At 62.4% G+C, this 19,375-nt stretch carries 17 protein-coding genes and 3 pseudogenes; 16 read left to right on the top strand and 4 right to left on the bottom strand.

What is annotated here, in order from left to right:
- Window positions 1-94: 94 nt before the first annotated feature.
- A pseudogene (locus tag F6X42_RS11290) lies at window positions 95-2,070 on the top strand (acid phosphatase).
- On the opposite strand, the gene F6X42_RS43425 reads toward F6X42_RS11290, so the two are convergent.
- Window positions 2,035-2,502, bottom strand: coding sequence for a Fic family protein (locus F6X42_RS43425; RefSeq protein WP_222945563.1), 468 nt, complete (start codon window positions 2,500-2,502; stop codon window positions 2,035-2,037). The pseudogene F6X42_RS11290 and the gene F6X42_RS43425 sit on opposite strands and share 36 nt — an antisense overlap.
- A gap of 72 nt (window positions 2,503-2,574) precedes the next feature.
- Here F6X42_RS43425 and F6X42_RS11280 point away from each other — a divergent pair, with 72 nt between their 5' ends.
- The 13 genes and pseudogenes from F6X42_RS11280 (at window position 2,575) to F6X42_RS11220 (ending at window position 15,263) form a co-directional block, all read left to right on the top strand.
- Window positions 2,575-3,027 carry a hypothetical protein gene (locus F6X42_RS11280; protein WP_187634295.1) on the top strand — a complete coding sequence of 151 codons (453 nt, stop codon included), beginning with the start codon at window positions 2,575-2,577 and terminating at the stop codon, window positions 3,025-3,027.
- A gap of 200 nt (window positions 3,028-3,227) precedes the next feature.
- Window positions 3,228-3,935, top strand: coding sequence for a phosphate signaling complex protein PhoU (gene phoU / locus F6X42_RS11275; protein ID WP_187634294.1), 708 nt, complete (start codon window positions 3,228-3,230; stop codon window positions 3,933-3,935).
- A 248-nt stretch (window positions 3,936-4,183) separates the two neighbouring features.
- Window positions 4,184-5,314, top strand: a pseudogene (locus F6X42_RS11270) (oxidoreductase); the annotation flags it as partial.
- 2 nt (window positions 5,315-5,316) lie between these two features.
- Entirely contained in the window at window positions 5,317-6,084 is a 768-nt protein-coding gene (locus tag F6X42_RS11265; protein WP_222945558.1) for an SDR family NAD(P)-dependent oxidoreductase, read from the top strand.
- Entirely contained in the window at window positions 6,081-6,641 is a 561-nt protein-coding gene (locus tag F6X42_RS11260) for a MarR family winged helix-turn-helix transcriptional regulator (protein ID WP_187634292.1), read from the top strand. Before F6X42_RS11265 ends, F6X42_RS11260 begins: the two co-directional genes overlap by 4 nt.
- Window positions 6,642-6,660: 19 nt before the next feature.
- Complete coding sequence (locus F6X42_RS11255; RefSeq protein ID WP_187634291.1) at window positions 6,661-7,512, top strand: enoyl-CoA hydratase family protein; 852 nt, start codon at window positions 6,661-6,663, stop codon at window positions 7,510-7,512.
- A gap of 1 nt (window position 7,513) precedes the next feature.
- Window positions 7,514-8,725 carry an acyl-CoA dehydrogenase family protein gene (locus tag F6X42_RS11250; RefSeq protein ID WP_187634290.1) on the top strand — a complete coding sequence of 404 codons (1,212 nt, stop codon included), beginning with the start codon at window positions 7,514-7,516 and terminating at the stop codon, window positions 8,723-8,725.
- Complete coding sequence (locus F6X42_RS11245) at window positions 8,722-9,159, top strand: acyl-CoA thioesterase (RefSeq protein ID WP_187634289.1); 438 nt, start codon at window positions 8,722-8,724, stop codon at window positions 9,157-9,159. Before F6X42_RS11250 ends, F6X42_RS11245 begins: the two co-directional genes overlap by 4 nt.
- Window positions 9,159-9,554, top strand: coding sequence for a RidA family protein (locus F6X42_RS11240; RefSeq protein WP_187634288.1), 396 nt, complete (start codon window positions 9,159-9,161; stop codon window positions 9,552-9,554). Before F6X42_RS11245 ends, F6X42_RS11240 begins: the two co-directional genes overlap by 1 nt.
- A gap of 46 nt (window positions 9,555-9,600) precedes the next feature.
- Window positions 9,601-11,241, top strand: coding sequence for an AMP-binding protein (locus F6X42_RS11235; RefSeq protein ID WP_187634287.1), 1,641 nt, complete (start codon window positions 9,601-9,603; stop codon window positions 11,239-11,241).
- Window positions 11,242-11,274: 33 nt separating this feature from the next.
- Entirely contained in the window at window positions 11,275-12,498 is a 1,224-nt protein-coding gene (locus tag F6X42_RS11230) for a dienelactone hydrolase family protein (protein ID WP_187634286.1), read from the top strand.
- Window positions 12,499-12,890: 392 nt separating this feature from the next.
- The gene (locus tag F6X42_RS11225) at window positions 12,891-14,384 is read left to right on the top strand and encodes a DHA2 family efflux MFS transporter permease subunit (RefSeq protein ID WP_187634285.1); all 1,494 of its coding nucleotides are present in this window, start codon (window positions 12,891-12,893) and stop codon (window positions 14,382-14,384) included.
- Between the two features lie 45 nt (window positions 14,385-14,429).
- Window positions 14,430-15,263: an AraC family transcriptional regulator gene (locus tag F6X42_RS11220; RefSeq protein ID WP_187634284.1), complete on the top strand. Its 834-nt coding sequence runs from the start codon at window positions 14,430-14,432 to the stop codon at window positions 15,261-15,263.
- 48 nt (window positions 15,264-15,311) lie between these two features.
- On the opposite strand, the gene F6X42_RS11215 is transcribed toward F6X42_RS11220, so the two are convergent.
- Window positions 15,312-16,676 (bottom strand): MFS transporter, encoded by a 1,365-nt coding sequence (locus F6X42_RS11215; RefSeq protein ID WP_187634283.1) that lies wholly within the window; start codon window positions 16,674-16,676, stop codon window positions 15,312-15,314.
- Between the two features lie 241 nt (window positions 16,677-16,917).
- A pseudogene (locus F6X42_RS11210) lies at window positions 16,918-17,496 on the bottom strand (AraC family transcriptional regulator); the annotation flags it as partial.
- A gap of 147 nt (window positions 17,497-17,643) precedes the next feature.
- Here F6X42_RS11210 and F6X42_RS11205 point away from each other — a divergent pair.
- The gene (locus F6X42_RS11205) at window positions 17,644-18,027 is read left to right on the top strand and encodes a hypothetical protein (protein WP_187634282.1); all 384 of its coding nucleotides are present in this window, start codon (window positions 17,644-17,646) and stop codon (window positions 18,025-18,027) included.
- A gap of 164 nt (window positions 18,028-18,191) precedes the next feature.
- Window positions 18,192-18,689, top strand: a complete 498-nt coding sequence (locus F6X42_RS11200) for a GNAT family N-acetyltransferase (protein ID WP_187634281.1) — start codon at window positions 18,192-18,194, stop codon at window positions 18,687-18,689.
- A gap of 110 nt (window positions 18,690-18,799) precedes the next feature.
- Here F6X42_RS11200 and F6X42_RS11195 read toward each other — a convergent pair whose 3' ends face one another.
- Window positions 18,800-19,132 carry a hypothetical protein gene (locus F6X42_RS11195; RefSeq protein ID WP_187634280.1) on the bottom strand — a complete coding sequence of 111 codons (333 nt, stop codon included), beginning with the start codon at window positions 19,130-19,132 and terminating at the stop codon, window positions 18,800-18,802.
- Between the last annotated feature and the right edge of the window lie 243 nt (window positions 19,133-19,375).

Below are 19,375 nucleotides of genomic sequence, written 5' to 3'. Positions count from 1 at the left end.
CACGATATCCGATATCGCGCAATAACTCGCAACAATGCCGTCATAATTGACCCGCACAATCCGACGCCACTGACAACCACAACAAAGCCACGTCATGCGTCATTTTCGCGTTCCTTTCGCGCTGCGACTCACGGTGCTCGCAAGCGTTGCGGTACTCGCCGCGTGCGGTGGTAGCAATGATTCTCCTACGCCGACGGCGTCGAATACTTCGACGGCGACGGCCTCGATCCCGGCGCCCCTGCCGACCCCGGTTTTGTCGACAACGCTGCAATCCCCGACGTGCCCGCGTTCGTCGACACGATTGCGACCAACCAGCGCGGCGATGCGAGATATGCGACGCTCGCCACGAATGCGGGTGTGCGTGTCGTCTCGCGATTCCTCGACATCTGGCAACCGTTGACCGAGATTGTCGACGCGGGCGTGTCCGCCACCGCCAATGGTTCCTTTCCGGCTGTCGTGCAGTCCACGTGGACTGGACTACCGAATGACGGCACGCCGGGTGGGGCTGTCGTGAACAGCGCCGTCCATGCTGCAAACATTCAATTCGTGGTCACCGAAACGACCAACCGAACTCAGGCACAGGCCGATGCAGCCTACTACGACGACCGGCGCGGCAAGGGTTATAGCGTGACCGATGGCATGGGACCGCTCACCGGTGCGTGGCGCGCGGCGGCGCAGCAGACCACGACGATTACGTCGATTCCGGCGAATGCAACGACGGTTCTGTACAACGACAGCGGCAACAACATCGGCGTCGGCAGCAGTGGCGGCAACACCAATTTCGGCCAGGTTGTCGACCTGCTCAACAACATGGGCAACAACGCGTCCACCGAGCCGGCCAAGCGCTTCTACAAATACGCGCGGCCATACCGCTGGAGCACGAGTGTCGTGGTAGATCCGACTCTGGTGCCTGCCGAGAGCACCACACCCTCGACCGATGGCGGATATATCAGCGGTCACCAGGCGGAGGCCATGCGCGATGCGATGACGATGGCCTACGTGCTGCCGGAGCGGTTCCAGGAGATGGCAAGCCGCGGCCTCGAACTTGGCGAAAATCGCATTTTCGCCGGTATGCATTCGCCGCTCGACGTCATTTCTGGTCGAATGTTTGCGCTTGCAGCGACTGCTGCGAATCTTTCCGATCCGAACAACGCCACGTTGAAGAGCGGCGCATTTAGCCAGGCGCACGCAGCGCTGATGCAATCGACGAACACCAATTCGACGACCTTCGCTGCTTTCGCCCACTCCGGCACGACAGCGACGGACCGCTTCGCCGACTATGCAACGAACAAAGCTGATTTCACTCGCCGTATGACGTTCGGCTTCGCTCCGATCGAATCCACCAATGCGCCTCCCGTCGTGCCGAAGGGTGCGGAAGTGTTACTGGAGACGCGCTTTCCGTATCTGAGCGCTGCCCAGCGCCGCGTGGTGCTCAAAACGACCGAGCTGCCTTCCGGCTATCCCGTCATGGATGATGCGGAAGGTTGGGGCCGCCTGAACATGTTCGCAGCCGGGGACGGATACGGTGCGTTCGATGGCAGCGTCATCGTTTCGATGGATGCGTCCCAAGGCGGATTCAACTCGTCGGATCTGTGGCGCAACGATATATCGGGTGCTGGGAAGTTGACGCTTCAGGGTAGCGGTACGTTGAAGCTCGGCGGCAACAACAGCTGGTCGGGCGGTTCCCAGGTCAGCGGCGGTGTGCTCGAGGCCGATTCCCCGAATGCGTTCGGCACGGGCGACGTGTATGTGGGAGCGGGCGGCGTCACCATTGCTGCGTCTTCGCCCGTGTCCATCGCCGGCAAGTACACGCAGCTCGCCGGCACGACGCTCGAACTCGACATCGACGGTAACGGCGCCGGCCATCTGCGCGTTGGCAATCAGTTGACCATCGCCGGCGGCACGCTACACGTGAAATTGGTGAACGGTTATGCGCCCAAGGTCGGCGACACCATCGATCTGATCGACGGCAATGGCACGACGAAGCAGTTCACGACGATCACGGTCGACGGCCATAAGGCGACGCCCATCTATTCATCGACCGGCGTGTCGGTGCGCATCGATTCTTGATCCGGCTGCGCTGTCGTCAGGTGGTCTTCCGTCGGGGCAGATCGCGGACTTTTTGTTGATTGGCGCTCTTATGCCCCGGGAAGCTCGGTGCCCCGGTTCATGATCTCGATGTAACTGTTGTAGCTGATGGGATTTGAAGTAGAGGCTGAGATACAGCATCGGTTCGCGCAGTACCTGCTGCTCGCATAGCAATAAAGTGATCAGCAAACGTCCCAGTCGGCCATTGCCATCGAGGTACGGGTGGATGGTCTCGAACTGAACATGTGAAAGAGCAGCCTTGACCAACGCGGGCGTCGTTTGGGGCTGGTCGTGCAGAAACAGTTCGAGTTTGCTCATGCACTCCAACACCTCGTCGGGCGGCGGCGGCACGAAAGCTGCGTTGCCGGGACGTGATTGTATGGACAACTTGATGGTCCTGGCCCGAGGGCGCATCTCCAATGCAGTCTGGTAATCGCAAATTAACGGTATATACTGTTTATACCGTTAATCAGTCTGGAGATGGTCATGAGTGAACCCAGCGTGAGGAAGCCGACGAAGAAGGCCTTTCACTTCCCGAAGAATGCCAACGGCCATGCGAAAGTCGATGAGAAGCCAGCGGATGAGAAGAGTATGGCCGCAGCCGCAGCGCCAGATGCCCAGCCGGCTCCGACGAAGGCCGACAAACAGAAGCGCGCGAAACCCGTTGAGGCCGCGCAAGTCAGTCCAGCAGCAGAGGTGAAAGCGAAACGCGCGAAGAAAGAGAAGGTGGTGCGCGACAGCTTCACGATGCCGAAGTCCGACTACGAGAAAATCGCGGTACTGAAACAGAAGTGTCTCGACGCCGGCGTCTCGGTGAAAAAAGGCGAGCTTCTGCGCGCTGGTCTGCTCTTGCTGGACTCGGCGCCCACCATCGAGGGTCTGCTGGCAGCTGTTTCTGCGGTCGAAACCGTCAAGACTGGTCGACCAGCAAAATCATAGCTGTACCACGGTCCGAGCGGATTGCCGTGCGGACCGGGGTTCGCCGCTGTGCTTCGCTGGATGCTCCTGCATGTTCCGTGGAGCTTCGACCACCGTTCCCTACGACTCGACCCTAAACTGATACCGCGGTCACGAAACCCCGCGGTCACGAAACCGAATGGCGATTAGGCAAATAGCCGGGGCGGTTGAAGGGGATTCCGATGCCAGACGAGCACCTTTCCAGTCGATTCGACGCTGACATCAACCACGTATTGTCCAAGGTGTTCGAGATGGGCGGCTTCGTTGAATCGCAAGTCGTCAATGCGATGCAGGCGCTTAACCACCTCGATTTGGACCTGGTCGACAGAATCTTTGCCGACGAGCGTCGACTCAATGCCATCGAAGCGGAAGTTGATGAAGAGTGCGTCAACATTATTGCGCGGTACCAGCCGGCTGCACGCGACCTGCGTCTGCTGATGGCTATCTCGAAGACCGTCACGAACCTCGAGCGTGCTGGGGATGAAGCGCGGAAGGTCGCGAAGCGGACCCGACGAATTGCTGAAGACCACAATGCACCGACCATCAATATCACGGAAATCGCATTATCCGGTGAGATGGCCATGACTATCCTCCGCCGTGCGCTTGATGCATTTGCGCGCCTCGACACCGGTGCCGCAGCACAAATCGTCCGCGACGACGACGCTATCGATGACCAGTTTCGTGCAGTCGTACGGAAATTGGTGACGTCCATGATGAATGACCCGCGAACCGTCTCCAGCGCACTGGACTACCTCTTCATCGCGAAGGCCATCGAACGCATCGGCGACCATGCGACGAACATAGCGGAATTCATCATCTACGTCGTCAAGGGCAAGGACGTGCGCCACGTTTCCCGTGAACAACTCGAACGCGAAGCCTTCGGTCAATGACAGAGCGCGAAAGCAGGACGAAGCCGGGAGCGCACCGGTCGCGAAGACGGACTGACAACTGCGCGAGTCGCGAACCTGAAGCGTGCGCTCGCACGCATAAAGCCATTCGCTAGATATGTCTTTACATCTTCTTCAATCGAAGACTTCTTCTGACATATAAAGCCAACTCGCCTGCCCCTCGCGACCCTTCGCTTCGAAATTTACTTGACATCTAAACTATCAAAACCTAAATTAATCTCACAGCGGAGTTCACGCCATTCAAGGTGCGCGGCGTCACGCTGAAAAATCGCGTGATGGTGTCGCCGATGGCGCAGTACTCGGCGGTCGACGGCGTGGCCGGCGCGCGTGCAATGGGCGGCGCCGCGCTCGTGATGACCGAGATGACCTGTGTGTCGCCCGAAGCGCGCATCACGCCGGCATGTCCCGGTATGTATGCGCCCGAGCATCGGGCCGCGTGGAAGCGCATCGTCGATCTGGTGCACCTGCAATCGGATGCGAAGATCGGCATCCAGCTCGGCCATTCGGGCGCGAAAGGCTCGACGCGCGTCGCGTGGGAAGGCATCGACCAGCCGCTCGACGAAGGCAACTGGCCGCTCATTTCGGCGTCGCCGCAGCAGTATCTGCGCGGTATCAGCCAGCATTCGCGCGAAGCCACGCATGAGGAGCTGCGCGCAATCGAGCAGCAGTTCGTCGAGGCGACGCGCATGTCGATCGAAGCGGGTTTCGACTGGCTCGAACTGCACTGCGCGCACGGCTATTTGCTGTCGAGCTTCCTGTCGCCGCTCACGAATCACCGCACCGACGCATACGGCGGCTCGCTCGAAAACCGTCTGCGTTATCCGCTGCGCGTATTCAACGCGATCCGCGCGGTGTGGCCGCAAGACAAGCCGATCTCGGTGCGGATTTCCGCGCACGACTGGGTCGAAGGCGGCAACACGCCCGACGACGCCGTGAAGATCGCACAAGCGTTCAAGGCGGCGGGCGCGGACATGATCGACGTGTCGTCGGGCCAGGTCAGCAAGGAAGAAAAGCCCGTCTTCGGCCGGATGTTCCAGACGCCGTTCGCCGATCGCGTGCGCAACGAAGCCGGCATCGCGACGATTGCGGTCGGCGCGATCTCGGAAGCGGACCACGTGAACAGCATCATCGCCGCGGGCCGCGCCGATCTGTGCGCAATCGCGCGTGCGCATCTCGCGAATCCGTCGTGGACCTTGAACGAAGCGGCATAGATCGGCTATCTCGACGTCGCTTGGCCGAAGACCTACACCGCCGCGAAAATGCAGCTCGAACGCAACCTCGAACGTGAGCGCGCGCAGGCCATCGCCAACGCCGGCCTCACGGCGCAACAACGCGCGCAACGCGCCGAAGGAACCGTGTGAACATGTCAGATACCCCTCTTGCCGGACAACACGCGGTCGTCACCGGCGGCGGCAGCGGCATCGGTGCGGCCATCGCGCAGACGCTGCTGCGCGCCGGCGCGCGCGTCACGCTGATGGGCCGCAACCTGCAACGCCTCGACGCTCAGCGCGAACAATGCGCGGCGCTGGGCGAGGTCGCGTGTATCGGCGTGGACGTCACGCAAGAAGAGTCGGTGGCGCGCGCATTCGATCAGGCGGGCGCCGTCGATATCCTCATCAACAACGCGGGGCAGGCGCAGGCCGCGCCGTTCACGCACACCGATATCGCGCTGTGGCAACGCATGCTCGACGTGAATCTGACCGGCGTGTTCCTCGGCACTCGCGCTGTACTGCCCGGCATGCTCGAGCGTGACTATGGCCGCATCGTCAATGTCGCGAGCACCGCGGGTCAAATCGGTTATGCATACGTCGCCGCGTATTGCGCCGCGAAGCACGGCGTGATCGGTCTCACGCGCTCGCTCGCGCTCGAAACCGCGACGCGCGGCATCACGGTCAATGCGGTGTGCCCCGGCTATACCGAAACCGGGTTACTGCATGCATCGCTCGAGCAGATCACGAGCAAGACGTCGCGCACCGACGAACAGGCGCGCGAAACGCTGCTGCGCTCGAACCCGCAGCGCCGCTTCGTGAGTCCGGAGCAGGTCGCGAGCGCGGTGTCGTGGCTGTGCCGCCCCGGCTCGGATGCGATCACGGGGCAATCCATTTCCATTTCGGGCGGAGAAGTGATGTGAGCAAATCAACGCAAGCAAAAAAGTCGGCGGCGGCAGCGGATGCTAAACCGTCGCGCAAAGGCATCGCCGAACCCGCGGAGAACGTCGTGGACCTCGAAATGAGCACCGGTGCGGACAGCCACATGGGCCTGCGTTTATGGCTGCGTATGCTGACCACCACCAATCTCGTGCAGGCCGAACTGCGCAAACGTCTGCGAACCGAATTCGACACCACGTTGCCGCGTTTCGATTTGATGGCGCAGCTCGAACGACATCCCGAAGGTTTGAAGATGACCGAGTTGTCGCGCCGTTTGATGGTGACAGGGGGCAACGTCACGGGCATCACCGATCAGCTCGAAAAAGAAGGGCTCGTCGCGCGCGATACCGACCCGAACGACCGCCGCTCGATCAGCGTGTGCCTGACGCCCGCTGGCCGCAAGGCGTTCGACAGGATGGCCGTCGCGCATGAGCAATGGGTCGTCGGAATGTTCGGCGGCCTGAGCCTCGACGAGAAGATGCACACGCATCAGGATCTCGGCAAGCTAAAACAACATCTGCTCGACAGCCTGAAAGGCTGACTTCGCACTGGAGGAATCCATGACACGATCCAATGCCGACGCACTGTTGGCCGGCAACCGCCTGACCCTGGCTGGCTATGAGGCGAAGCATTTCGGCTGGTCGGTGACCGACAAGGTCGCGACGATCACGCTGAACCGCCCCGAGCGCAAGAACCCGCTGACCTTCGAATCGTATGCGGAGCTGCGCGACCTGTTTCGCGACCTCGCCTATGCGACCGACGTCAAAGCCGTCGTGCTGCACGGCGCGGGCGAGACCTTCTGCTCGGGCGGCGACGTCCACGACATCATCGCGCCGCTGATCGATTTGCCGATGCCCGAGCTGTTGCTGTTCACGCGCATGACCGGCGAGCTCGTCAAGGCAATGCGCCATTGCCCGCAGCCGATCATCGCGGCCGTCGACGGCGTCTGCGCGGGCGCCGGCGCGATCCTCGCGATGGCTTCCGACCTGCGCCTCGGCACCGCGCGCAGCAAACTCGCGTTCCTGTTCACGCGCGTCGGCCTCGCCGGTTGCGACATGGGCGCATGCGCGATGCTGCCGCGCATCATCGGCCAGGGACGCGCCGCCGAGCTGCTGTTCACCGGCCGCTCGGCAAGCGGCGACGAAGCTCATGCATGGGGCTTTTACAACCGCCTGTGCGACCCGGCCGCGCTGCTCGAACCAGCGCAGAAGCTCGCCGCCGATCTCGCGGCTGGCCCGACCTTCGCGCACGGCATGACGAAAAAGATGCTGCACCAGGAATGGAGCATGAGCATCGACGAAGCAATCGAAGCCGAAGCGCAGGCACAGGCAATCTGCATGAGCACCCGCGATTTCGAGCGCGCGTACAACGCGTTCGCGGCGAAGACGCGTCCCGTGTTCGAAGGAGACTGAGTTGAGCGCCGACCAACAGAACACCACGATCGATTTGCATAGCCCGCTCGCGTGGCCGTTTTTCGAGCCGCGTCATCGCGAACTCGCGGCAGGCATCGACGCGTGGTGCCGCACGCATCTCACGCATGAAGAACATGGCGACACCGATGCCACCTGCCGCCTGCTGGTGCGCGAACTCGGCCAGGCCGGCTGGCTGAAATACGGCGTCGGCGGCCTCGCGTACGGCGGCCACGGCGACACGATCGACACGCGCGCCGTGTGCCTGCTGCGCGAATCGCTTGCGCGCTATTCGGGGCTCGCCGATTTCGCGCTGGCGATGCAAGGCCTCGGCTCTGGCGCGATCTCGCTCGCCGGCACGCATGAGCAGAAATCGCGTTATCTGCCGCGCGTCGCGAGCGGTACGGCGATTGCCGCGTTCGCGCTGTCTGAGCCGCAAGCGGGCTCGGACGTCGCGGCGATGGCGCTCGCCGCACGCGAAGAGGGCGACCATTACGTGCTCGACGGCGAGAAGACGTGGATTTCGAACGGCGGCATCGCGGACTTCTACGTGGTGTTCGCGCGCACCGGCGAGGCGCCGGGCGCGCGCGGCATCAGCGCGTTCATCGTGGATGCACAGACGCCCGGCCTCGGCATCGCCGAGCGCATCGACGTGATCGCGCCGCATCCGCTCGCGCGCCTGCGCTTCGCGAACGCGCGCGTGCCCAAGAGCCAGATGCTCGGCGCGCCCGGCGAAGGCTTCAGGATCGCAATGCGCACGCTCGATATCTTCCGCACGTCGGTGGCGGCCGCATCGCTCGGCTTTGCCCGCCATGCGATGGCCGAAGGCCTCGCGCGCGCGGCGTCGCGCAAGATGTTCGGCCAGACGCTCGGCGACTTCCAGTTGACGCAAGCGAAGCTCGCGCAGATGGCGCTGACGATCGACAGCAGTGCGCTGCTGGTCTATCGCGCCGCGTGGCTGCGCGACCAGGGCGAAAGCGTCACGCGCGAAGCCGCGATGGCGAAGTGGCACGCGAGCGAAGGCGCGCAGCAGGTCATCGACGCAGCCGTGCAGCTCCACGGCGGCATGGGTGTGCAAAGCGGCAGCGCGGTCGAAATGCTGTACCGCGAGATCCGCGCGCTGCGCATCTACGAAGGCGCGACCGAGGTGCAACAGCTGATCGTCGGCCGCGATCTGTTGAAGGCGCATGCCGCCGCGAACGGGAACGCGCAATGAGCACGTCGTTCGAGCGGCCCGTACGCATTCGCTTCTCGCACTGCGATCCCGCAGGCATCGTGTACTTTCCGCAGTACCTCGTGATGACCAACGTGCTCGTCGAAGACTGGTTCAACGAGGGCCTGCGCATCGACTACGCGCAGATGATCGCGCAGCGCCGCATCGGCCTGCCGATCGTCAAACTCGACTGCGAGTTCTCGCGGCCGAGCCAGATGGGCCAGACGATCCTGCTCACGCTGTGCGTCACTACCATCGGCCGCAGTTCGATCGGCATCGAGATTCACGGTCATTGCAACGGCGAAACGCGTTTCCGCTCGAAACAGGTGCTCGTGTTCATGTCGTTCGACAGCGGCAAATCGATCGCTATTCCCGGCGACATCGCGAGCGCGCTCGCGGCGTACGCCCCATCGTCCTCCATCGAGGCGCACCGCTGATGAAGAAAGCTCTCCTCCCCGCCGGCTGGGTCAAACCGCGCGGCTACGCGAACGGCGTCGCGGCGACCGGCACGCAGGTGTTCATCGCCGGCCAGATCGGCTGGGACGAACAGGCGCAGTTCCACACCGACGACTTCGCGCGGCAAGCCGAGCAAGCGTTGAAGAATCTGCTGGCCGTGCTGCGCGAAGCGGGCGGCAAGCCCGAACACCTGGTGCGCCTCACGTGGTACGTGACCGACAAGCGCGAGTACCTTGCGTCGCTGAAGGACATCGGCCGCGCCTTTCGCGAGCTGATCGGCGACTACGACATCGCGATGAGCGCGGTGCAGGTCGTCGCGCTGATGGAAGACCGCGCGAAGGTCGAGATCGAAGCCACCGCGGTGATTCCGCACTGAACCTCGTACAGGTAGCGAACACATAGGCAACGCCTCGGAGACCATGATGGAACCGTCAGCACACGTCGATACTTTCGCGCGCGACAATCTTCCGCCGCAGGATCAATGGCCCGTCTTGCTGCTCGACAATCCGGACGTCGCTTATCCGTCGCGGCTGAACTGCGCGACCGAACTGCTCGAACGGACCATCGACACGGGGCATCGCGAGCGGCCGGCGATCTGGTCGGACGTGGACGGCAAGCCGCAGGCGACCACATACGGCGAACTGCTCACGCTGGTCAACCGCAGCGCGCATGTGCTCGTCGATGAAATGGACTTGCGGCCCGGCAACCGCGTGCTGCTGCGCGGACCGAACACCTTGCAGATGGCCGTTACGGCGCTCGCGGCGCTGAAGGCCGGGCTCGTCGTCGTGCCGACCATGCCGCTGCTGCGCGCGAAGGAACTCAAGCAGATCATCGACAAAGCGCAAGTCAGCGCCGCGCTTTGCGACGCGCGTCTGACCGTGGAACTCGAGCGCTGCACGAATCCGCGGGACGAGTGCTACAGCGCGGTGCTGAAGCAGACGCGCCGCTTTCACGACGACTCCGCCGATTCGCTCGACACGCTCGCCGTCAACAAGCCCGAACACTTCACCGCATGCGACACCGCCGCCGACGACGTGTGCCTGATCGCGTTCACGAGCGGCACGACCGGCGCGCCGAAAGGCTGCATGCATTTCCATCGCGACGTGATCGCGATGTGCGATCTGTTCCCGCGTCATGTGCTGAAGCCGTCCGCGAGCGACATCTTCTGCGGCACGCCGCCGCTCGCGTTCACGTTCGGCTTCGGTGGGCTGCTGTGCTTTCCGCTGCGCGTCGGTGCGTCGACGGTGCTCGTCGAAAAGCTTTCGCCGCAAACCTTGCTCGACGTGGTCGAACGTTTTGATGCGACGGTGATGTTCACCGCGCCGACGTTCTATCGGCAGATGGCGCCGCTCGTCGCGCAGCATGACGTAACGTCGCTGAAGAAGACCGTGTCGGCCGGCGAGGCGCTGCCCGATTCGACGCGACGTCTATGGCGCGAGGCGACCGGCATCGACATGATCGACGGCATCGGCAGCACCGAGCTGATCCACATCTTCATTTCGTCGCAAGGCGCGCAGATCCGCCCGAATGCGATCGGCCGCGCGGTGCCGGGCTACGTCGTGCAAGCCGTCGACGACAACATGCAACCGGTGCCACCCGGCACGATCGGCAAACTCGCGGTGCGCGGCCCGACCGGATGCCGCTATCTGGCCGACGAACGGCAGTTGCGCTTCGTGCGCGACGGCTGGAACCTGCCGGGCGATTCCGTCTATCTCGACGCGGACGGCTACGTGTTCTACCAGGCGCGCGCCGACGACATGATCGTGTCGGCCGGCTACAACATCTCCGGTCCTGAAGTGGAAAGCGTGCTGATGCAGCACGAGGCGGTGGCCGAATGCGGCGTGATCGGCGTGCCCGACGAAACGCGTGGACAGATCGTGCGGGCCTTCGTCGTGGTGAACCCCGGCTACACGGCCGACGATAAACTGGTCGCGCAACTGCAGGATTTCGTTAAAAATAACGTGGCGCCGTATAAATATCCGCGCGTCATCACGTTCGTCGGCGCGCTGCCGCGTACCGAAACCGGCAAGCTCAAACGTTTCGAGTTGCGCGCGATGACGTAACCCCTATCTTTCGTGAGACTGGAGGCAGACTGCATGGCCGGCTCTTTCATCGAAGTCGTCGCCCACGATGGCGGCCGTTTCAACGCATACGTCGCGCGCCCCGCGCAGGGCTCGGGCCCGGGGCTCGTGCTGCTGCAGGAAATCTTCGGCGTCAACGACACGATGAAGGCGAGCGCCGATCGCTACGCCGACGAAGGCTACGTCGTGCTCGTGCCCGATCTGTTCTGGCGTATCAAGCCCGGTATCTCGCTTGGCTATGGCGACGCCGACATGAAACAGGCGCTCGGCTATCTGGGCCAGTTCGACGCTGATGTCGCGGTCGAGGACATCGCCGCCACCATCGCCACGTTGCGCGAGCTGCCCGAGCGGGTCGGCAAGGTGGGCGTGGTGGGCTACTGCCTCGGCGGCAAGCTCGCGTTTCTGAGCGCGGCGCGCACCGACGTCGATTGTGCGGTCAGCTATTACGGCGTGGGCCTCGAAGCGCATCTCGATGAAGTATCGGCAATCCGCTGCCCGATGGTCTTTCACTTCCCCGAAAACGACGCGCACTGCCCGCCTGAAACGCGCGAGCGCATTGGCGCCGCACTGCGCACGCGGCCGCAAATCGAGCAATACGTGTATCCCGGCTGCGATCACGCGTTCGCCGCGCCGCAGCGCAAGCAGTACGACAAGCCCGCCGCGATGATGGCGTACTCGCGCACGCTCGCATTACTGCGCAAGGTGCTCGGTCCGCTCTACGATCTGAACGCGCTTTGGGAGGCGCATTGCTATCACGAGTTCGCGACACGCGACGTCGACGCGGTGATGCCGACGATGGTCGCCGAGCCCTACGTCAATCACGTGCCGACGATGACGGGCGGTGTCGGGCACGACAATCTGAAGCGCTTTTACACCCATCATTTCGTCAACTCGAATCCGCCCGACACGAAGCTGATTCCGATTTCGCGCACGATCGGCTCTGACCGCGTCGTCGATGAATTCATTTTCAGCTGCACGCATAGCTGCGAGATCGACTGGCTGCTGCCGGGCGTCGCGCCGACGGGCAAGTACTTCGAGGTGCCGATGCTCGCCGTGGTGTGCTTCCGCGGCGACAAGCTTTATAACGAACACATCTATTGGGATCAGGCTTCGGTGCTCGTGCAGGTGGGGCTGCTCAATCCCGAGGGCTTGCCGCTGGCGGGGATTGAAAGTGCGAGGAAGTTGCTGGATGAGACGTTGCCGTCGAATGGGTTGATGGGGGGTAAGTCGAAGGTTTAAGGGAAGGGGTGCTGCCGTCGCGGTGTGTCATCTGCATGACTCGCGCTGGCAGCGCGTATTGACGGCGGCATGCAACACCGAAAGCTCATTAACCACTCGATGAAAGTCTGACCATCATCCGCTCATACGTCCCATACGATAATAAAAAGCGGGGGTTGCTTTCTGTTTCTGCGATCGAATTGCCGAATTCGAGCTTGCACCGTCACTTTGGATTTCGAAGCATTTCTTTGCCTGACGCGATGCAAATCGATGGCGCTTCTTCGTGTATAGAGGCACCGACTAAACCCCCGCCTCGACACACCACTATTTCGTAGTTGGACGCGAAATGCGCCGGTGCTAGACTCGAAAGCCCGTTGTCGGTAATCGCCAGAATCCGCGTAAAGGGCACCCGCATGACCCATTCCCTCCACGGCAAACAACGTTGGCTCGCACTGATCGTGCTCTGCCTCGGCGTGCTGATGATCGTGCTCGACACGACCATCGTGAACGTCGCCCTGCCGTCCATCGCCGCCGATCTCGGCTTTAGCGAAACCTCACTCGTGTGGGTCGTCAATGCATACATGCTGACGTTCGGCGGCTGTCTGCTGCTCGGTGGACGGCTTGGCGATCTGTACGGACACCGCAAGCTGTTTCTCTGCGGCATTACGCTCTTCACGCTCGCTTCGCTCGCCTGCGGCCTCGCCAATTCGCAAGTTCTGCTCGTCGCCGCGCGTGCCGTGCAGGGCCTGGGCGGGGCGATCGTCTCCGCGGTGTCCTTGTCGCTGATCATGAATCTGTTCGCTGAATCCGGCGAGCGCGCGAAAGCGATGGGCGTGTATGGTTTCGTCTGCGCGGGCGGCGGCAGCATCGGCGTGCTGCTCGGCGGACTGCTCACCAACCTGCTGAGCTGGCATTGGATCTTTCTGGTCAATCTGCCGATCGGCATTGCGGTGTACGCGCTGTGCGTCGCGCTACTGCCCGCCGCGCGCGGACACGCGCACGGCGAACGGCTCGACGTGGCCGGCGCGCTCAGCGTGACCGCATCGCTGATGCTGGCGGTCTACGCGGTCGTCAACGGCAACGACGCGGGCTGGACTTCAGCGCAGACACTCGGCCTGCTGTTCGCCGCGCTGGCGCTGCTCGCCGCATTCCTCGCGATCGAGGCGAGAGTCGAACATCCGTTGATGCCGCTCGGTCTGCTGCGTTTGCGCAATGTCGCAACCGCGAACGTAGTGGGCGTGTTGTGGGCGGCGGCGATGTTCGCGTGGTTCTTTATTTCGGCGCTGTATCTGCAGCGCGTGCTCGGCTATCGGCCGTTGCAGGTGGGGCTTGCGTTTCTGCCCGCGAACCTGATCATGGGACTCTTTTCGCTGGGCGTGTCGGCGCGTGTGGTGATGCGCTTCGGGCTGCGTCGGCCGCTCGCGGCGGGCCTGCTGCTGGCGGCATGCGGGCTTGCGCTATTCGCGCGCGCGCCCGTCGACGGCAGCTTCGTGGTCGACGTATTGCCCGGCATGATGCTGCTCGGCTTCGGCGCGGGCATCGCGTTCAACCCGCTGCTGCTGGCCGCAATGAGCGACGTCGACCCCGCCGATTCGGGCCTCGCGTCGGGCATCGTCAACACGTCGTTCATGATGGGCGGGGCCCTCGGGCTCGCGGTGCTGGCGAGCCTTGCCGCGGCGCGTAGCGAGGCGATGCAGGCGTCGTCGAGTGCGGCGGCTGCGCTGAACAGCGGGTATCACGTTGCGTTTCTGTTTGGGGCGGCTTTTGCGGCGACGGCCGGCGTGGTGGGCGGGGTGTGTTTGAGGCCGGGGCAGGCGGGTGGTGCTGCGGGCGTGCATGGTGAGGCGGCGGATTCGACTCGGCCCACCGCCGCGACTGCAAAACCGCAAGTGCGATCAAATGCGTGAGTTCGCCGCTGACTATGCTGGCTTCATGCTGACATGAGAGCCGAGATGAATCCGGTTGGAAAAGCGCTCTGGTTTATCGAAAGCCACTTCGCCGGCGACTTGACGCTCGACGATATCGCCCGCTGCGCATGCGTGTCGCGCTTTCATCTGGCGCGCGCGTTCGAAGCGGCGACCGGGCTTTCGGTGATGCGCTATGTGCGCGCGCGTCGCTTGAGCGTTGCCGCGCAACGTCTCGCCGACGGCGCGCCCGACATTCTGGCGCTCGCCATCGATGCCGGGTACGGCTCTCACGAAGCATTCACGCGCGCGTTTCGCGAGCTGTTCGGGCTCACGCCGGACGCGCTGCGCGCGCGGGGTCATCTCGACAATCTGAGCATCGTGGAGCCGATCAAAATGGACGAAACCCTTCTGACCCATCTGGAACCGCCGCGCTTCGAAGACGGCAAGCCGTTTTTAGTCGCTGGACTCACCGAGCGCTATACATGCGAGACCAGCAAGGCGATACCATCGCAGTGGCAGCGCTTTGGCGCCTGGTACGGCAAGGTGCCGGGACAGGTCGGCAGGGTGGCCTATGGCGTTAACTACAACGCCGATGAACTGGGCAACTTCGACTACCTGTGCGGCGTCGAAGTCGGCGATTTTTCGGCATTGCCGCCAGAGTTGAGTCGTGTACGCATCGCCGCACAACGCTATGCGGTGTTCAATCATCGCGAGCACATCTCGGGCATTCGCCGCACGATGAATACGATCTGGAATCAGTGGTTGCCCGCATCAGGGCATGTGCCTGCCGATGCACCGCATTTCGAACGGTATGGCGAGCAGTTCGATCCGGTGACGGGGATGGGTGGAGTCGAAGTCTGGTTGCCGTTGAAGAGCTGATGGTTAATTGGGCGGATGGCCGCTGTGACCGGCTATCCGCCTGATCGATCATGGAGTGGCATGCCTGTCGTCAGGCATCGCATGCGCGTCGTCGTATTCGCGCGAAATATCTTTATTCGTGCGATCGCCCAGGCGCATGGCGGCGGCCACGCTAATCACCCCGCACGCGAACACGTACCACGCCACCGCAAAGCCCGAATGGAAGTAAGCGTACAGCGCGGTCGCAATCAACGGTGCGGGACCGCCAGCAATGACGGAAGCCAACTGGTAGCCCATCGACGCACCGCTGTAGCGCAAGCGCCCCGTGAACGACTCGGCGATCAGCGCGGCTTGGGGACCATACATCATTGCATGCGGCACCAGCGAAAGCACGATGGCGACAAAGATCAATGCCTGGTTGCGGGTGCCGAGCATGAAGAAGTACAGGAAACCGAATAGCCCGGCAGCAGCGGCGCCGATCACGTACATGCGTCGCCGCCCGATCAGATCGGACATGTGACCAAAGAACGGAATCGTAAATAATTCCAGCACCGCTGCGGCCAGCACCGCCGTGAGCAACAGGTCGCGTGTGACGCCCAGCCGCATCACGCCATAGGTGAATATAAAGGCCGTGAAAATATAGAAAGGCGCCTGTTCGGCCATGCGCGCAAGCGCCGACAGAAGAATGTCTTTCGGCTGCCGGCGCAATACTTCGCGCATCGGCGCCTTTTCGATCCTGCGCTCAGCGAGGAGCTTCGCGAAGACCGGCGTCTCGAGAATACTCAAGCGAATATAAAGGCCGATCGCGACCAGCACGATACTGAGGAAAAACGGCACCCGCCAGCCCCACGTAATGAATGCGCTGCCGGAGATCTGGCTTGTGGCCAGCACCACCAGGTTCGCAATGCACAATCCCGCCGGTACGCCGAACTGCGGCCAGGACGCGACGAAACCGCGATGTTTGTTCGTGCGTGTCCATTCCATCGACATCAGCACCGAGCCGCCCCACTCGCCGCCCACGCCCACGCCCTGAATGAAGCGCAGCACCGTGAGCAAGATTGCCCCCCAGATGCCGATCGTCGCGTAGGTCGGAACGAAGCCCACGGCAAACGTCGCAAGTCCCATCAGCAATAGCGTCACGATTAACGTGGCTTTACGCCCGATGCGATCGCCGTAATGACCGAAAATCGCCGCGCCCACCGGCCGCGCGATAAAGCCGACCGCGTAAATCAGAAAAGCCTGGAGTGTGCCGACGAGCGGGTCCGATTCCGGAAAGTACAGCTTCGCGAAGACGAGACCCGTGACTATGCTGTACAGGAAGAAGTCATACCATTCGATCGTGGTACCAATCGTGCTGGCGATGACAGCTCGGCGCAACTGACGCCGGGCCTCATCATCGGAGAGGGACATTGGCCCCGGTTGCGCGTCAGCCATTTGAAATCTCCCCAAATGGAAATGGACACGTGATACCTGTCATTCGACAGTTGGTGTATTCGGTGGTTCCGGCGATCAAGCGAGGTGCAGACCGCGAAAATCGCCTTTGAGTTTTTCACGCCGATTTGCGTTTCGGAATTGCATTTATTACTGAATACACAACAAGGCATTCATCGTTTCGATGCAATGAATACCGATGCGGTCAGCAGTGACACGAAACGCATTCCGCACCCCACCCGCAGTCCGGATTGCCGTGCGGAATGCCAAAGGTCCTGCTCGACGCCACCGGCGATTGTCCGCTTTGAATACGCCAATCGGTGAACTTGCGCACACTCTCGTTGAGGAGTCCAGGCGGACCCCGATGTTCGAGCGCTGCAACGCGGGTTTCAGCAAAATCGACTAGTTGCACTTGCATGGTCAGTTTCCTCGAAAGGTAGGGAACGATAAAACTCGCACTCCAGAATTGCCATGTCGGATGCCGGCGGAATACGCTCGGCGCCGCGCCGAACGCCCGCTTGAACGCGCGGCTGAAGGCTTCGGGACTGTCAAAGCCGGCGTCGAGCGCAACATCGAGCACCGAGCACGACGCTTGCGACGCGAGCCGGCGGGCCGCGCGACGCAAGCGCATCAGTTGCACATAACGTGCGACGGGCACGCCGACATACGCGACAAACTGTCGATGAAAATGGAACATCGAGAAGTTTGCGATGCGGCTTAGCGCGTCGACCGACAGATCGCCCTCGAGGTTTGCATCGATATAGGCGAGAACGGCTTCGAAGCGCATCGTGTAGGCAGCGGTGGCGTATGGGCAAGCTTGCATGGTCTGGAGTGTGCGAGTTCCGATATGCTCGCCGAGGTTGGGCACATCTTACCTAGCAGGACTTGCTCGATCTTCGATCGGCTCGCTGCCGAACCCACGGAATTTGCGTAAACTCATTCATCCGCCGCGCTTCCTGACTTTCCGCCGATGCCCTCTTCGATCAGCAATTCGCTCCTCTGGATCTTCGACGCGTTCGAACGCGATCCGACTTATGTGCGTCGGCGGATGTTCGGTTGCGACGCTGCGTATATCGATGGGCTGTTGTGTCTGGTTGCCGCCGACCGCGATAAGCCATGGAATGGACTGCTCGTCTGTACGTCGCACGAACGCCATGCTGCTCTGATTGCCGATCTGCCTGCGTTGGGGCCTCACCCGGTGCTTCGGAAATGGCTTTACGTGACGCAGCAGCATCCGGCGTTTGAAGACACTGTCGAACAGTTGACGGCGCTCGTGCTGGAGCGGGACCCGCGAGTGGGGGTGGAGCCTAAGCCGAGAAAGCGGCGGAGCAAGTCTTTGTTGCCGGAGGGTTGAGGAGGGGCGACGCGCTAACCGCAAGAATATAGAGCGCGTGGCTCCATCTGGGGAAGCACGGGGCCTTTGGCTCTTTGCTACGATGTGAGTCTGTTCCAACGCCGACGCATCTGGCGCGTCCCGCCAGCCGGCTACGATTCACCGAACTCACCGAGCACTCAGCCTTGACCATCCACATCCGCCCCGCCACCGCTTCCGACGCCACCCTGATCCTGCGTTTCATCACGGAACTCGCGGTCTACGAGAAAGCCGAGCAAGAAGTCGTCGCCGGCGTCAAAGACATCGAAAAGAGCCTGTTTTCCGCGGGCGCGCCCGCGAAAGGGCTGATCTGCGAAATGAACGGCGAGCCCGTCGGTTTTTGCGTGTACTTCTTTTCGTATTCGACGTGGCTCGGCAAGCAGGGACTTTATCTGGAAGACCTGTACGTATCGCCCACATCGCGTGGCAGCGGCGCGGGCAAACAGATGCTGCGCCATCTCGCGCAAATCGCCTGCGAAACGGGCTGCGGCCGCTTCGAGTGGAGCGTGCTCGACTGGAACGAGCCGGCCATCGGCTTCTACAAGTCGATCGGCGCGAATCCGCAAAGCGAATGGGTGCGTTACCGTCTCGCGGGCGATGCGCTCAAAGCATTCGCCGAAGGCGAAACCGAACGGAACGCCTAAGCCTTCACCGCGGGCAGGCCGCAACCGGCGCCACCTCGAACGCTTCGCCCATCGCGAAGAAGCCCACGAGCCGCCGCCCGACCAGGCTTCAAGCGAATTTCAACAAACCCTCAATGCGGCGCCTTGCCGTTTGGCACCGCATTGAGCGGCTTGTGCTGCTCTTCGCCGAGCCCCGGGAAGAACGCGTTCCAGGCGGCACGCACGCCCTGCGCCGCAGTGGCTTCAGCGCCGACCGACCCGGCCGCGCCATCGGCGGCTTTCGACGGATCGGCGGACAGGCCGCGCCAATGCGTGAATACGAGCAACGGCTTTTCCGTCCACACGCCATCGCCAAATTTCGCAAACGCCGTGTCCCCGCTCGCCAACTGCACCTCGTACCAGCCTTTGCGTACCGGCGTATGGATGGCAAGGTCAAACCACGGGGTGGGTTCGATTTCCTTCATGTCGTCTCCGGTCGGATAGATCGTCATCGATAACCATACAACGCATTGTTCGTGCCAATCGCCGGCGCAACGCCTGCAACGCGGCGGGCCGGACAAGCACGGCACATGCGGGCAAACCAGCACGTCGGAACGGCGAAGTCGCCGCGCATACGACACGATAGCGCGACATGGGCCGGGGGGACAAACGTAAAACTCAGGTTGCCGTGGTGACGGGCGGGCGGCGTTGCGCCTGTCTCTTATACA

Origin of the sequence: Paraburkholderia podalyriae (assembly GCF_014397785.1) — a bacterium.
Taxonomy (GTDB): Bacteria; Pseudomonadota; Gammaproteobacteria; order Burkholderiales; family Burkholderiaceae; genus Paraburkholderia; species Paraburkholderia podalyriae.
This window is presented reverse-complemented; position numbering and strand designations above follow the sequence as displayed.